The sequence below is a fragment of the Spirosoma pulveris genome (assembly GCF_054781875.1).
Window position 1 is genome coordinate 351,469 of sequence record NZ_BAAGTO010000001.1, and the last position, 12,335, is coordinate 363,803.

Genomic DNA, 12,335 nt, shown 5'->3' on the forward strand with positions numbered 1-12,335 from the left:
GGCAGTACCAATGGTTCTTGGTCATAACACCACGATCAAGCGCCATTCATTAGCAGACTGACGTAGTAACGTCCCCGGTAGCCCAGTTTGCTGCCGGGGACGTTACCGTTTCATCCCATCTTTGTACCGTTTCAGCCCTGGTATTCGACGGGCCAAGCCAAATGCTGATTTACTACGGTCGATAAATTGTTACTTTTTTGAGACGGCTACGGTATGTGCACTTATGAGAAACTTGTTAACTTCCGGTACGTTTGTAACACGTTTGCTTACTCAATCTGCTAATCCGTTGATACGCCCGAACGACAAATGGATTCGACTGGTTGGTATTCCGCTGCTTATACTGGGTGTCAATCTGTTGTTTCTGCAAGAACTTCAGTACCAGTGGAAATCCTACCTGATCTGGACGGTGGTGGGTATTGCCTTCACCCTGTTGCTGTGGGAGGCCGATATGCGATGGCTGCTGTATACCCGGCAGCGGTATGCTTCTATTGAACAAACGGACCGGCGGGTGATAATGACATTTGCAGGATATCTCGTGATTACGGCAATTCTGGAGTCGATGTTTATCGGCCTGTCGAATCTATTGACCCGCACCAATGCTTATTCCGTCGGTATAGAAACTTACCTGAAATGGATCGGCATTTGGTTTATCGGGGTTCTGCTGATCGGGACCGTATTTGAGGTAACCTACTATTTGCAGAAGTACCGCGAGACTGTTCAGGAGTCGGAAGCAATGAAAAAGGCGGGGCTACAGAGCCAGTACGACAGCCTTAAAAATCAGGTTAATCCGCATTTTCTGTTCAACGCGCTCAACTCACTCTCGGCACTCATCAGCGAAGACCGCGAGCGGGCAGGGATGTTTCTGGACGAACTGAGCAGCGTGTACCGCTACCTGTTGCAGGCTGGTCAACGCCCGCTCGTGACACTGGCCGAGGAAATGAATTTTCTATATGCCTACCGCTACCTGCTCGACGTGCGGTTTGGACCGGCCCTGTGCTGGAACATCAACGTGGACGATCAATGGCTCGACCTGATGCTGCCCCCGCTCACGCTGCAAACGTTACTCGAAAACGCTCTGCGACTGAATACCCTGCTAGCCGAAAGACCGCTGACGCTCACCGTTGCCACGCAACCCGGCAGTATACTACTGGTCGGCAACACCCTGCAACGCAAAAAAGCCCCCGTACTGGCTCCCCAGGGTGGCCTAACGTTGCTGGCTGCCCGTTATGAATCGTTGCACCTTCCCGCCCCGGTTATTGAAGACGACGGGCAGCAGTTCTGCATTCGATTGCCGCTTATCCGTAAAGAGGATGTGTTTTCTCAGGAACCTGCCCCAAACGTACCGGCTTAATGGAAACGCGCTATTCCAATCAGGATGAGTTGATGCAGGCGCTGGTCTTACCCGTGTTCATCGGCACTATGAACAGCATCCTGCTCGGTTCGTACTATTGGACCGACTGGCACGTGTTTGTGCTGGCAACAGCAACGCTGGGCCTGCTCTCGTTTGGCGTGTGGCAGTTGAACAACGCCATGGGCCTATACGTGAACCGGCTGTTTCCGCATGTTCACCAGACACTTATCCGGTCGTTGGTTTTGTTAGCTGGGTGCCTGGTGGATGGATTTACCGTCATCTTCATGGTTTTCTTACTCTTCCAGTGGATTGATGGCCATTGGTTTCCTATGCCGCCCGGTCGGCTACTCTGGGCGTTGCTGGCAGAGTTTGTGACTGTAACGCTGGTGATTGCGCTTTACGAAGGCATCCGGGCATTTGAACGCTGGGAGCGTGCCCTGCGTGAAACGGAAGAATTGAAAAAGGCCAGTCTGCAGAACCAGTTTGAAAGTCTGAAAAGTCAGATCAACCCGCACTTTCTGTTCAACAGCCTCAACACCCTGTCGTCTCTAATCGAGGAAGACCCCGTGCAGGCAGAAGTATTTGTGGAGGAAATGGCGAGCGTGTACCGATATCTGCTTCGTGCCAACGAAATGCCTATGGTCTCATTAGCCGACGAACTGGCTTTTGCACAGTCATATTTCCACCTGTTGCGGACCCGCTACGGAGCCAACATTCAGCTGAAACAGGCTATAGATGAGCAATTCATACACCATCTCTTGCCGCCACTGACGCTCCAGTTGCTGTTGGAGAACGCCGTCAAACACAATATCGTCCTGCCCGAACAGCCCCTCCGCATCAGCATCAGCACAAGTAGTGAAGGCCTGCTGGTGGTACAAAACAACCTCCAGCGAAAAAATACGCGGGTGTTTAGCCATCAGGTGGGGCTGGCCAACATCGCCACGCAATTCCGCCTGTTGGGGGAAGGTGCCCTTCGTGTCGATGACGACGACAAGTATTTCACGGTCACGCTGCCGCTGATCCGGCCCTAAGGAGTTATTTACCCATCCAGCGTTTGAAATCGGTGGCTCGTTCGCGACTCACAAGTACTTCCTCGTCAGGGGTGGGCCTGAGCGTCAGTTTAAGTTTGTTGTTGAAATACGGGTGAATCTGCTGCACCGTGTCGATGGCGACGATAAACTGCCGATTGGCCCGAAAGAACTGCGCCGGGTCGAGCATCGCTTCAAGCTCGTCGAGCGTATAATCGAGTGAAAACTTCTGGTTTGTTCGCGTTCGGAACAGACTCACGCCGTCTTCGGAATAGAAATAGGCAATCTCGCTTACCTCAATTGGCACCCACTGTTGCAGGTGCTTCACCAGGAACCGACGGCGGTAGTCGACCGGCTGCACCTGTTGCCGCAGCTGTTGTACCAGCGCGTCGATGTTTACCTGTCCCAGTCCGTTGGCTGGACCGGGAGGAGTATCGCCGTTAGTGGTGTTGGTTCGTGTCTGGCGGTATTTAGCTAAACTCGCTTCCAGCTCATGCCGTTTGATGGGCTTTAGCAAATAATCGATGCTGTTAACCTTGAAGGCTTTTAGCGCGTATTCGTCGTAAGAAGTGGTAAAAATAACGGGTGCACCAACGTTCGTTTGCTCAAAAATCTCGAAACTCTGCCCGTCGGCCAGCTCAATGTCCATCATAATCAGGTCGGGGGAGTTGAGTTGACCAGGTACATTGGCATTTAGCCACGCTACAGACGCCCGCACACTCGCTGCCGTCCCAACGATCTGAATACTATTATCCACATCCTGCAAGAGCTTTGTGAGCTTGCGGACGGCCAACTCTTCATCTTCAATAATCAGGACATTCATGGCAGGCGCTTTTTTTTTCAAATCAACGAGGACTAGGATCAAAAATCAATGCCTGTCGGCTGAGCTAGCATTTAAGGCGGCTGGACCGGAAAAATTACCGGATCAGTTGTATTCGCACCAATCTCCTCAACAGGCTACCGCTAACGAAAATGAATCGATCACCGGTTTTGAATCCTCGTATTTTCACCGGCAATCAATAGATGCGAACCTCTTAAGCCTCCTTAATCAATTACTTATCATGAAAAAAGCCTTTGATTACATTGTCATTGGGAGCGGCCATAATGCCCTGATCGCAGCGGCTTATCTGACAAAAGCGGGACGACGTGTGCTGGTTTTAGAAAAGAATGACCGACCCGGTGGACTCGTGCGCACCGACGAATTGACACTGCCTGGTTTTAAGCATGATACGTATTCAGCCGCTCATCCGCTCTTTACCACGAGTGCTGTTTACGCCGAGTTGGAGCCCGAGTTGTCTCGTCGGGGCCTGCGCTATGTAAACACCGATTTGCCAACCGGTGTGTCTATGGCGGATGGGTCGACGGCTGTTGTGCCCCGAACAGCGGAAGCACTCATCGCAGAAGCCGAACGGCTCCATGCAGGTGATGGAGCTGCCCTGGGCGAAATGCTCCATGCGTTTACCCCCTACGTTGGCCCGGTATTTAGCCTGTTTGAACAGGATCTGGCTTCCCCGCAAGCCCGGGAGACGCTCGCTAAACTGATCCAGGACCCCGCCTTTAGCTACTTTGCGTTTGGTACCGCCCGGCAACTGATCAGCACCCTTCAGTCTGAAACCCTGAAGGCTATGCTGGCCCCCTGGGTCATGCACCTTGGTCGCACACCCGACGAAGCAGGCAGTGCTATCTGGTTGCCGTTAGTCGTACTGGCCCTGATGGGGGGCGGGATGCCCATCCCGGAAGGGGGGAGCGAGATGCTGGCCAAAGCGCTGGCCGCGCTGGTTACCGACTGGGGCGGCAGCATTCGGTGTGACTGTTCCGTTGAGCAGATTCTGGTGAAAAACAAGAAAGCCGTTGGCGTACGAACGGCGCATGGTGAAACGTTTGAGGCAGGTCAGGGGGTCATTGCTTCGGTCAATCCAGATCAGTTGTACCTCCGCTTGTTATCCGAAACGGCAGTCGATACGGTTCTCAAGGGGCAAGCCGCACGGTTTCACTACGGGAGAGGGTGCGTGCAAATCAGTCTGGCCTTGAACGAAGCTCCCCGCTGGCGTGACGAGCGGTTTCATCAAATCGGGCAGCCGCATCTTTCCAGCGGACTGGACAATTGTACGCTGGCCATTGCCCAGGCTATGTCTGGTCTATTGCCGGTCGACCCCACGTTTACTGTCGATTGTTCGTCCAATCTGGACCCTGGCCGCGCTCCGGTTGGTAAAGCGGTTATGCGCGTACAGGTGCTGGAGGTGCCCACTCAACCCAGGGGCGATGCAGCCAACCAGATCAAGCTTGGATCGAATCAGTGGGATGATTCCCTGAAAGAGCGATTCGCTGACCGTATCCTGGACATTGTTGAGCAGCACATCCCCAATGTGAAAAGCGCCTTGTTGGCCCGCCATATCCTGAGCCCTGCCGAGTTAACCCAATTTAGCCCAAACCAGGGGCCGGGCGACCCGTACGGCGGATCCCATGATTTATCCCAGAGCTATATTTATCGGCCCTTACCGAATCAGCCCAGCCATCGGACGGCCATTTCAAATGTCTTCATGGTGGGAGCGGCCACCTGGCCTGGTCACGGGATTAATGGTGGGTCAGGTCGTATTGTCGCCCAGGAAATTTTGAGGTCAACTGTACATACTGTTTACTAATGCCGATCGGTCAGCCGGGTGCTTACAATGGCTAGTATACCCTTATTTCATTTGGTGATGTAAACGTATGTCATTAAATGAAATAGGGGATGGGTAGAAATGGGAAGTGCGCTTATTTGTTACTCGTTTGAGAAATTCAAAAAGAGATCTTTGCTGGTTTCCTGTCCCCTCAACCTACTGATGAAACGTGTCACTTACCCCGCCATCCTGCTGACCCTCGGCCTGCTCAGCCTGACCGGAAAACCCACTACCACCGACTGGCCAGAATACAATGGCGGGCCGGATCGAAACCATTTTTCCCCGCTCACCCAGCTTAATCCCGGCAACGTGGCGGGTTTAAAAGTTGCATGGGAGTATGCATCGGGGGGTGTCGATACCCTCAAAAATAACACCCAGATTCAGTGTAATCCGCTCATTATCGACGGTGTGCTCTATGGAGTTTCGGCGGGCTCGCAGGCTTTTGCCCTCGACGCGGCCACGGGCCGGGAGCTTTGGAAAACGGCCTTCAACGACGATACCTTTGCCATGAACAGCCGGGGCGTTACCTACTGGACCGATGGACGGGAGGCTCGGATCTTCTTCGCCTACGGCTCGCTGCTTTACGCCCTCGACGCCCGAACGGGAAAGCCGGTGACCAGTTTTGGGAAAGGCGGCAAAATAAATTTAAAAGAAGGCCTTGCCCGTCCCGGAGCCGACGAATACGTGGTGAGTAATACACCGGGCGTCGTGTATAAAAATCTACTTATCATGGGCCATCGGGTGTCGGAGATTGCACCGGCACTGCCCGGCGATGTGCGCGCCTATGATTTGCGTACGGGGCGACTCGTCTGGACGTTCCACACCATTCCTCACCCCGGCGAATATGGTGCCGAAACCTGGCCTAAAGACGGCTACCGTAACTTCGGCGGAGCCAATAACTGGATGGGTATGGCCATCGACCGGCAGCGCGGCATTGTGTATGTGCCCACGGGGACTGCGGCATTCGATTTATACGGGAGTGACCGGCCCGGTAAGAATCTGTTCGGCAACAGCCTGATAGCTCTCGATGCAGGCACGGGGAAACGGCTCTGGCATTTTCAGACGATCCATCACGACATCTGGGACCGCGATATTCCGGCTCCTCCCAACTTATTCAGCGTCGTGCAGGGGGGCAAAAAGGTGGATGCCGTTTCGGTTTTATCCAAACAAGGCTTCCTGTTCGTCTTCGACCGGGTTACGGGTAAGCCGCTGTTCCCGATTGAAGAACGACCGATGCCCGCTTCCACCGTTCCGGGGGAGAAGGCCTGGCCCACCCAGCCGATTCCCCTTAAACCCGCGCCGTTTACCCGGCAATCGTTTTCTGAAAGCGATATCAACGACTTTGTAACCGACCGAGACACCGTGCTGGCTCAGCTCCGGCGCTGGCAATCGGGTAAAGAGTTCATTCCCCTTCCATTGAGCCCCAACCGCACCGTGTTTTTCCCCGGTACCGACGGTGGTGCCCAGTGGGGTGGGGCAGCGGTGGACGAAGCCGGTATCATGTATGTTCCCGCCAAGCAAATACCGGTTACCATGGGACTGGTTCCAACCCCCGTCGGCTCTTCGTCTGCCCCGGCCGTTGACCGCACGGGTAGCCAACTTTACCAAACCCACTGTGCTTCATGCCACGGCCAAAACCGCGAAGGTAGTCACGACGGCAGCTATCCGGCTCTAACAAGCATTTCACAAAAACGCGACCAGGCGTCCGTTGGGCAGGTTCTGGCTAAAGGGCAGGGTATGATGCCTGCCTTCACCCATTTAAAGGAAGCCGAGCGGAAAGCTATTGTGGACTTCTTGTTCGGTAAAACCACGACGGTCGCCAGTAAGGCGAGCCTGAACACGGCGCCTTATCACCATACTGGGTTTACCCGCTGGTACGACCGGGCCGGGTACCCTGTGAGCCGGCCGCCCTGGGGTACGCTGACGGCGATCGACATGAACACGGGCGAGCATCGTTGGCAGGTCCCGCTGGGCGAGTACCCCGAATTGGTGGCGAAGGGTCTGCCGCCAACGGGCACCGACAACTATGGGGCTCCGGCCGTTACTGCGGGCGGTTTACTTTTTATCGCTTCCTCCCGCGATGAGCTGATTCGGGCTTTTGACCGAAAGACGGGCCGTGAACTCTGGCGCGCCAAACTGCCCGCTGCCGGGTATGCTTCGCCGAGTACTTACGCAGTCAATGGCAAGCAGTACGTGGTGATTGCCTGCGGGGGTGGTAAACTCAAAACCAAATCTGGAGATCGGTATGTGGCATTTGCCTTGCCGTAATTTGCCCGCCACTCAGTTAATCGTTTCCTGCCGCCCGATCGTACCCGTTGTGATGACGGGTACGATCGGGCGGTAATTCCATATAGCCTCACTACCAGTTACCCGGAAAACAATATCTTCTTTCTGAAGGCACTGATACTGGAAAAGCAACTAAGTTTGTTAGCGCAACCTGATTGCTGCTCAGGCCTGGCCGTTACCTGATGCCTTGGGTTCACGGTCCCTGGTTTCATAAAAAAGTAAGGCGAATGATCTCGAAAACAAGTGGTTATGCGATTCGGGGATTAGTGTATCTGGCGCTGAAAAGTTCAGAAGTACACAAGATTGGTATCCATGAACTGGCTGCTGAACTGAATGTACCCCAGCCATTTCTGGGTAAAATCATGCAGGGCCTGGTTAAGCGCGACATTATCAGCTCGACAAAAGGTCCTAATGGCGGGTTTTACATCAACGACCGGACGCTGACGACAACCCTGATCGACGTCGTCGACGCCATAGACGGGTTGGGGCTCTTTCGTAAATGCTTCCTGGGACTTCCTGAGTGCGACAGCGACAAGCCCTGTCCGCTGCATCATCATGTAATTGGCATTCGGGATTCATTACAGCACACCCTGCAAACCTTGCGGGTTCATACCCTGGTGGATGACCTGGAAGGCGGCTTATCCGTACTGACCCGAATACCCAGGCACGCTGACAATATGTAGCCATCCCTCATTCCCCTAATTCATTAAGTTCTAAGTAATACTTAAACTGGCTATCTACTGTGAAGCGGGAGACTTGCGATACCGTTCCCGGCACGCTGTTACAGATAATCAGCGGGGAGTTGTCTTCCAAAACGGCTGATTAGGGTACATGCGAGCCTGCAAACTGAGTAAACGGTTGAAAATATGTCGCTTTTCTGCAATGATAACTAGTTCAGTACCTGTACATTTGTCTTGTCAACGACACTATTCTTTAACAAGAAACCACATCAATCATCATGAACACGAGTTACCAGGAATTTAACCTTGTTTCCGCTCTCCCCTCCATCGTAGTACGTTACTTTCTGCATGCCTTTTGGGGTGCAGGAACAGATTCTTCACCCGGACGATTATTACGTCTACGCCTTGTTTAATGATTACCGGCATACGTTACCCAGAAGCGTTTTCGTGGCTCTCTACCGATATACCGTCCACTATAAAGCGGTAGGTATCGGCAGCAAGCTCAGCATTCGGCTTAAGCTCTAATGCCTGCTCATGGCGTTAAAGGTACCGGCAGCGTCGCTGTTCAATCATGTTTGTTAATGCAGCGGTTTTGGCCGTTACAGGGCTGGTTTGTGCCTTTTTCAGTCATCCCGATGCTTCTAAATAGAAAGACAATCTACCTTCTGTTCAAAAAGTATGATAAACGATACTATGAAGGCGATGTTCACCTACCAAAAATTGCCTAAAACCGTCACGAATGTCTTTTCGGCACTCATGACGCCACTGTTTTAGTCTTTACCATTTCCTCTTTCAATTAATACCAATTTACTCAATAATTAAAACGTATATGATTTACCGAACACGTGTATTAAGCGTATTACTAGCCGCAGCGCTGGGCTTTAGCTGCCAGGATCACCGGGACCTTTCTACCATTACACCTACCGCTACTACATTTGCCACAGGCCTGGTAGCGCCGATTGGCGTCGAAACGGATGCTTCCGGGCGTGTGTTCGTCAGCGAGCAGGGAACCGGTAAAAACGACGGCCGGGTCTCCGAAATAACGCCCGACGGCCAGGTCCATCCCCTCATTACCGATTTGTATTCCTTCAAACGTCCCGATAACGAACTGGACGCCACGGACCATCTGCTCATTGCGAATGGTATTCTTTATGTGCTGAATGCGAAAGGGCTCTACCAGTTAAATCTGGCTACACAGAAGACGGGCGATCCGGCAGTTTCGGCCGCCAGCCTGACGCCGGAACCCATTCAGAAGTTTGTAATCGATCAGGCCCTGAAAAACGATACCGGCGAATCACACCTATATAACATGGTTCTTGGGCCAGATGGGGCGCTATACTTCGCCGATGCTGCGGCCAATGCCATCGTTCGTCGCTCGTCGGCTGGCCAGTATAGCATTGTTACCGAAGTTCCGGGTATTCAAAATCCAAACCCGGCCGGTCCGCCACCGGGCCCGCCCGTCATCCAGTCTGTGCCTACGGGCATCACCTACGATGGGAAGCAGTTTGCCATCAGTACGTTGCTGGGTTTTCCATTTCCGGCGGGTAAAGCTTTGCTCTATCGGATGGATCTGGCCGGAAATCTCAGTGTGTTTCAGCAGACGTTCAACAGTCTGGTCGATGTGGAGAATGACGGCAACGGTAACTACCTCGTGCTGGAACATGCCGTTTTCGGCCCAACCGGTTTTGCGCCCCAAACAGGCCGATTACTACGGGCTAAAGGCACCTCCAGCGAAGTATTACTCGACAAGTTGAACCTGCCAACCGATCTGAAAATACTGGATAACCATACCGCTTATTTGACCAGCCTTGGAGACGGTGCGCTCTTAAAAGTTACGTTTTAACTAATTTCTAAATGGGTGAGGCTCTACATTCTGGTTTCAACGCGACCCGATAAAGCCTCACCCATTAAACAAAATAGGACTGCTGATGCAAATGGTTGATTATTAATTTCAACAACCATTCATCTAACGGTTAACCCATCTTAAATCAAACTCCTTTTTACGAGATGTTTTGTCTTCATCCGTTACTATTCGTCCGTTTAAACCGATCTGGCTCTACATGGTAGAGTTAAATTGAGTTAACTGTTCATGCACTTCAGGGTTCAGGCAGGCTGCGGAACCGGTTCGATACTGTTTACAATAGCCCAGCCGAGACTAATAGCCAGAGCATCTTCGGCCAGTGCCACAACCGGGTCTGGCAAGTTCAGTTCATGGTCCAGCCACTGCCGTAAATGGTAAAATGCTACTGTGCCCACTACTGTTCCGAGGCCCCCTGCAACAACGCCCGCCGGGATGTAAGCGCCTTCTGCCTGACTCAGGAATCCTCCGCAAGTTGCCCCCGAAGCTACCCGTGCGGCAAACGCAGCAGGCATGGTGCGATCTGGCACATTGGGCACTTTATCCCCGATAATTTCGCCACCGGCCAGTGCTTTAAGGCCCAGCGATACGGAGGGCATCGCCAGGTAATGAATGGGTTGGCTCGGCTGTTTGGTCGGGTAGGTCCGAACCAGTTTATGACTAAGCAGGGCTGGGGCGATCAGGGAACGCATACCTGCAACGATGCCAAGGCCAAAAGCCTTCAAATAGGACTGATTCATTGATAAAATAAAGTTTGGTGAAAAGGCCAACCTGCCGGGCGTACCACGGGCTACCTGCGCGGGTTAGCCATTGATTACTGTTCGTCTTTAAGTGATTGCATGTCGATCACAAACCGGAACCGAATGTCGTTGTCCATCATCCGGGTAAAGGCGTTGTTGATGTCCTTCATGGCAATAACTTCTACCTCGGGCATAATTGAATGCTCGGCGCAGAAATTCAGTACTTCCTGCGTTTCGGCAATGCTGCCTATGATCGAGCCTGCTACACTGCGTCTGTGCATGGCCACTTCCATGTTGTTGAGCGGACTTTTATACTTGCCCAATAATCCTACCGTAACCAGCGAGCCATTCTTTTTCAGCAGGTTCACATACTGGCTGACATCGAAGGGATCCGGAATGGTGATGAGCAGCATATCGAACGTCAGTTCGTGGGCAGTCATCGCTTTTTTGTCGCTCTCGATGAGCACGTCATGCGCGCCCAACGCCTGGGCCGCTTCTTGTTTGTCTTCACTGTGGGTGATGGCCGTCACCTGGGCACCCAGTGCTTTTGCCAGCTGAATGGCCATGTGTCCGAGCCCGCCTATCCCCACAATGCCCACCTTATCGCCCTCTTTGACGTTCCAGTGCCGCAAAGGCGAATAGGTCGTAACGCCTGCACACAAAATGGGTGCTGCTCTGCTCATATCGAGGGCGTCGGGAATACGCAGCACAAACGACTCTTTGACGACGATACTGGTTGAATAGCCACCAAAGGTATTGTAACCGCTGCCGTCGGGCTTCATGTAGCCATTGTAGGTCGCCGTCCAGCTAACAGGCCCTTCGCAATAGTTCTCCTCGCCTTCCCGACAGGAATCGCATGTGCCGCAGGAATCGATCATACAGCCAACGCCTACATTGTCGCCAATTTGAAACTTTGTGACGGCGCTGCCAGCCTGCACAACCTTACCCACAATTTCGTGGCCGGGTATGCACGGATATACCGTGTTGGCCCAGTCATTGCGCACCTGATGCAGGTCAGAGTGGCAGACGCCACAATAGAGAATATCGATCAGTACTTCGTCGTCTTTTGGCGCGTTGCGCTCAATATCCATACGGGATAAAGTACTGAACCGATCAATCAGCGATGCTTTGGCACCGTAGGCTTTTACATTTAAGGATTCCATGCACGTGTACGTGATAAAAGGTTGTAAGCTGTTACAGACATCGGCTACTACACCTGTTTTGTTGCCGATAGCAGCAGCTCATGTAGGTGATTCAGTCGCTGTTAACAGCGACGGTTACGTTACCCTCATAGGTGTGCTGCTACCTACGGCGCTGATGTGCGTATTTGAGCACTCGTGCGCTGTTGTCAGTTAAGCAAACTCCACCCGTAGTAGTTAGTCAACCCGTGTTATAAAAAATAGTTATGGGTTCGAAAGCAGTTGTTAGTCATCGGCGCTGGGTAGCGTTATGCCAGGGCAGCATGATGGACTACAGTGCTGATTGGACCGGGCCGTTAGTGAGGTATGTAGACGCCATACAGCGGTGCAAACTGGAGTCAGACAGAAATTTGTATCGGAAATGCTTACCTCTTATACTAGTGGCTTTATTGGAGGCAGTTTCATTGCAGAAAAGCGTTAAATAGGATTTAAATAAACTGATGAAACGTTTTTGCTTACCCTGTAGTTAATACAATCCTTCTCCGTGTCAGATTTTGTTGACTGGCTGATAACGAAGTCTTTGCACTCCTTGG

General features: G+C 52.5%; 10 protein-coding genes. 7 read left to right on the forward strand and 3 right to left on the reverse strand.

What is annotated here, in order from left to right; all coding sequences use genetic code 11:
- Positions 1-262 precede the first annotated feature (262 nt).
- Both ACYVJM_RS01400 and ACYVJM_RS01405 read left to right on the forward strand, forming a co-directional pair.
- Positions 263-1,351 carry a sensor histidine kinase gene (locus ACYVJM_RS01400; protein ID WP_461146421.1) on the forward strand — a complete coding sequence of 363 codons (1,089 nt, stop codon included), beginning with the start codon at positions 263-265 and terminating at the stop codon, positions 1,349-1,351.
- Positions 1,351-2,382, forward strand: coding sequence for a sensor histidine kinase (locus ACYVJM_RS01405; RefSeq protein ID WP_461146422.1), 1,032 nt, complete (start codon positions 1,351-1,353; stop codon positions 2,380-2,382). The genes ACYVJM_RS01400 and ACYVJM_RS01405 overlap by 1 nt, the downstream gene beginning before the upstream one ends.
- A gap of 4 nt (positions 2,383-2,386) precedes the next feature.
- Here the strand turns inward: ACYVJM_RS01405 and ACYVJM_RS01410 are convergent, their stop codons facing one another.
- A complete protein-coding gene (locus tag ACYVJM_RS01410; protein ID WP_461146423.1) occupies positions 2,387-3,202 on the reverse strand; it encodes a LytR/AlgR family response regulator transcription factor in 816 nt (271 codons plus the stop codon).
- Positions 3,203-3,440: 238 nt separating this feature from the next.
- Between ACYVJM_RS01410 and ACYVJM_RS01415 the strand changes: the two genes are divergently transcribed.
- The 5 genes from ACYVJM_RS01415 to ACYVJM_RS01435 all read left to right on the forward strand — a co-directional run bounded on the left by ACYVJM_RS01415 (position 3,441) and on the right by ACYVJM_RS01435 (position 9,848).
- A complete protein-coding gene (locus ACYVJM_RS01415) occupies positions 3,441-5,021 on the forward strand; it encodes a phytoene desaturase family protein (protein WP_461146424.1) in 1,581 nt (526 codons plus the stop codon).
- A gap of 180 nt (positions 5,022-5,201) precedes the next feature.
- Positions 5,202-7,307, forward strand: a complete 2,106-nt coding sequence (locus ACYVJM_RS01420; RefSeq protein ID WP_461146425.1) for an outer membrane protein assembly factor BamB family protein — start codon at positions 5,202-5,204, stop codon at positions 7,305-7,307.
- Positions 7,308-7,552: 245 nt separating this feature from the next.
- Positions 7,553-8,008 carry an RrF2 family transcriptional regulator gene (locus ACYVJM_RS01425; RefSeq protein WP_461146426.1) on the forward strand — a complete coding sequence of 152 codons (456 nt, stop codon included), beginning with the start codon at positions 7,553-7,555 and terminating at the stop codon, positions 8,006-8,008.
- Positions 8,009-8,353: 345 nt separating this feature from the next.
- Positions 8,354-8,530, forward strand: a complete 177-nt coding sequence (locus tag ACYVJM_RS01430; RefSeq protein ID WP_461146427.1) for a hypothetical protein — start codon at positions 8,354-8,356, stop codon at positions 8,528-8,530.
- 304 nt (positions 8,531-8,834) lie between these two features.
- A complete protein-coding gene (locus ACYVJM_RS01435; RefSeq protein ID WP_461146428.1) occupies positions 8,835-9,848 on the forward strand; it encodes a ScyD/ScyE family protein in 1,014 nt (337 codons plus the stop codon).
- A gap of 260 nt (positions 9,849-10,108) precedes the next feature.
- Here ACYVJM_RS01435 and ACYVJM_RS01440 read toward each other — a convergent pair whose 3' ends face one another.
- Both ACYVJM_RS01440 and ACYVJM_RS01445 read right to left on the reverse strand, forming a co-directional pair.
- Positions 10,109-10,603, reverse strand: coding sequence for a DUF4126 family protein (locus tag ACYVJM_RS01440; RefSeq protein WP_461146429.1), 495 nt, complete (start codon positions 10,601-10,603; stop codon positions 10,109-10,111).
- A 74-nt stretch (positions 10,604-10,677) separates the two neighbouring features.
- Positions 10,678-11,766, reverse strand: a complete 1,089-nt coding sequence (locus ACYVJM_RS01445; RefSeq protein WP_461146430.1) for an NAD(P)-dependent alcohol dehydrogenase — start codon at positions 11,764-11,766, stop codon at positions 10,678-10,680.
- Positions 11,767-12,335: the final 569 nt, after the last annotated feature.

What these genes read in the sequence shown, in the direction of transcription:
- ACYVJM_RS01405 (WP_461146422.1), top strand. Translation starts at nt 1,351, where the DNA reads ATGGAAACGCGCTATTCCAATCAGGATGAGTTGATGCAGGCGCTGGTC.
- ACYVJM_RS01410 (WP_461146423.1), bottom strand. Translation starts at nt 3,202, where the DNA reads ATGAATGTCCTGATTATTGAAGATGAAGAGTTGGCCGTCCGCAAGCTC.
- ACYVJM_RS01415 (WP_461146424.1), top strand. Translation starts at nt 3,441, where the DNA reads ATGAAAAAAGCCTTTGATTACATTGTCATTGGGAGCGGCCATAATGCC.
- ACYVJM_RS01420 (WP_461146425.1), top strand. Translation starts at nt 5,202, where the DNA reads ATGAAACGTGTCACTTACCCCGCCATCCTGCTGACCCTCGGCCTGCTC.
- ACYVJM_RS01425 (WP_461146426.1), top strand. Translation starts at nt 7,553, where the DNA reads ATGATCTCGAAAACAAGTGGTTATGCGATTCGGGGATTAGTGTATCTG.
- ACYVJM_RS01430 (WP_461146427.1), top strand. Translation starts at nt 8,354, where the DNA reads ATGCCTTTTGGGGTGCAGGAACAGATTCTTCACCCGGACGATTATTAC.
- ACYVJM_RS01435 (WP_461146428.1), top strand. Translation starts at nt 8,835, where the DNA reads ATGATTTACCGAACACGTGTATTAAGCGTATTACTAGCCGCAGCGCTG.
- ACYVJM_RS01440 (WP_461146429.1), bottom strand. Translation starts at nt 10,603, where the DNA reads ATGAATCAGTCCTATTTGAAGGCTTTTGGCCTTGGCATCGTTGCAGGT.
- ACYVJM_RS01445 (WP_461146430.1), bottom strand. Translation starts at nt 11,766, where the DNA reads ATGGAATCCTTAAATGTAAAAGCCTACGGTGCCAAAGCATCGCTGATT.